General features: G+C 55.6%; 2 protein-coding genes and 1 pseudogene. 2 read left to right on the top strand and 1 reads right to left on the bottom strand.

Annotated elements, in window-relative coordinates:
• Together cysS and HMPREF1051_RS14355 are read left to right on the top strand one after the other, a co-directional pair.
• Positions 1 to 1,165 (top strand): cysteine--tRNA ligase (gene cysS / locus HMPREF1051_RS06305; RefSeq protein ID WP_003765974.1); only part of this gene is annotated, 1,165 nt, incomplete at its 5' end.
• 52 nt (positions 1,166 to 1,217) lie between these two features.
• A pseudogene (locus tag HMPREF1051_RS14355) lies at positions 1,218 to 1,325 on the top strand (IS5/IS1182 family transposase); the annotation flags it as partial.
• A gap of 22 nt (positions 1,326 to 1,347) precedes the next feature.
• Here the strand turns inward: HMPREF1051_RS14355 and HMPREF1051_RS06300 are convergent.
• Positions 1,348 to 1,794 (bottom strand): LysR substrate-binding domain-containing protein (locus HMPREF1051_RS06300; protein ID WP_003765975.1); only part of this gene is annotated, 447 nt, incomplete at its 5' end.

Here is a 1,794-nt window from a genome sequence, read left to right as displayed (position 1 = left end):
CGAACTGACCGCGCGTTTCATTCAGGCTATGCACGAAGATGCCGATGCTCTGGGCGTATTGCGTCCCGACATCGAGCCGAAGGCAACGGAAAACATTCCGCAAATGATTGCCATGATTGAAACCCTGATTCAAAACGGCAAGGCATACCCTGCCGCAAACGGCGACGTTTACTACGCCGTGCGCGAGTTTGCCGCTTACGGACAATTATCAGGTAAATCGTTGGACGACCTGCGCGCAGGCGAGCGCGTGGAAGTGGACGGTTTCAAACGCGATCCGCTTGATTTTGTATTGTGGAAAGCCGCCAAAGCAGGCGAACCGGCATGGGAAAGCCCGTGGGGCAACGGCCGTCCGGGCTGGCATATCGAATGCTCCGCCATGAGTGAAAACTTGTTCGGCGACACCTTCGATATCCACGGCGGCGGCGCGGACTTGCAGTTCCCGCACCACGAAAACGAAATCGCCCAAAGCGTCGGCGCCAGCGGCCATACCTGCGGCCATGACCACGCGCAAACCCACCACGGTCAAAGCATTGCCAGCCACGTCAAATACTGGCTGCACAACGGCTTTATCCGTGTGGACGGCGAAAAAATGTCCAAATCGCTGGGCAACTTCTTCACCATCCGCGAAGTGTTGAAACAATACGACCCCGAAGTCGTGCGCTTCTTCATCCTGCGCGCCCACTACCGCAGCCCGCTGAATTACTCCGACGCGCATTTGGACGACGCAAAAGGTGCGCTGACCCGTCTGTACACTACGTTGAAAAACACCCCTGCCGCTGAGTTTGAATTGTCCGAAAACGCCAACGACTACACCCGCCGCTTCTACGCCGCCATGAACGACGATTTCGGTACGGTCGAAGCCGTTGCCGTACTGTTCGAACTGGCAGGCGAAGTGAACAAAACCAACGACGCACACCTCGCCGGCTGCCTGAAAGCCTTGGGCGGCATCATCGGCCTGCTGCAACGCGATCCGACTGAGTTCCTGCAAGGCGGTGCGGTTTCAGACGGCCTCTCCAACGAAGAAATCGAAGACTTAATCGCCCAGCGCAAACAAGCGCGCGCCGATAAAAACTGGGCAGAGTCCGACCGCATCCGCGACCTTCTGAACGAACACAAAATCATTCTGGAAGACAACGCCGACGGTACGACTTGGCGGCGCGGTTAATTTGCTTTGATATGAAAAAAGGTCGTCTGAAAACATTTTCAGACGACCTTTATATAGTGGATTAAATTTAAATCAGGACAAGGCGACGAAGCCGCAGACAGTACAGATAGTACGGCAAGGCGAGGCAACGCCGTACTGGTTTAAATTTAATCCACTATATAACACCGTGTTTCAATAAAACATTAATCGTGTCCGTGCATTTCCAGTTCGCTCAAGCCGGGAAGGTCGGCGAAGCTGCGTTCGCGGACGATTTGGCAGAAGTTGTCGAGATAGCTTTTGTCGGCGTCTTCGGTGCGCGTGGCGGCGTAGAGTTCGCTTTGCAGGCCGTTGGCGGTGATTTGGCGGTGGACGACGTAGCCTTTTTCGAGATAGGGCATCACGGTCCAGTAGGGCAGGGCGGCGATGCCGCGTTTGCTGGCGACGAGTTGGATGATGGCGATGGTCAGTTCGCTGCGGCGGCGCGGTGGGTTGATGCCTTTGGGTAACAATATTTTTTTGGGCAGGTCGAGCATTTCGTCGGGAACGGGATAGGTAATGAGGGTTTCGCCGATGAAGTCTTCTGCCTCCCAAACGGTTTTGGCGGCAAGCGGGTGGTCTTGGGCGCAGATGCCGACCATTTCGTAGGCGAA

Origin of the sequence: Neisseria sicca VK64, from assembly GCF_000260655.1 — a bacterium.
GTDB classification, from domain to species: Bacteria; Pseudomonadota; Gammaproteobacteria; order Burkholderiales; family Neisseriaceae; genus Neisseria; species Neisseria sicca_B.
This window is presented reverse-complemented; position numbering and strand designations above follow the sequence as displayed.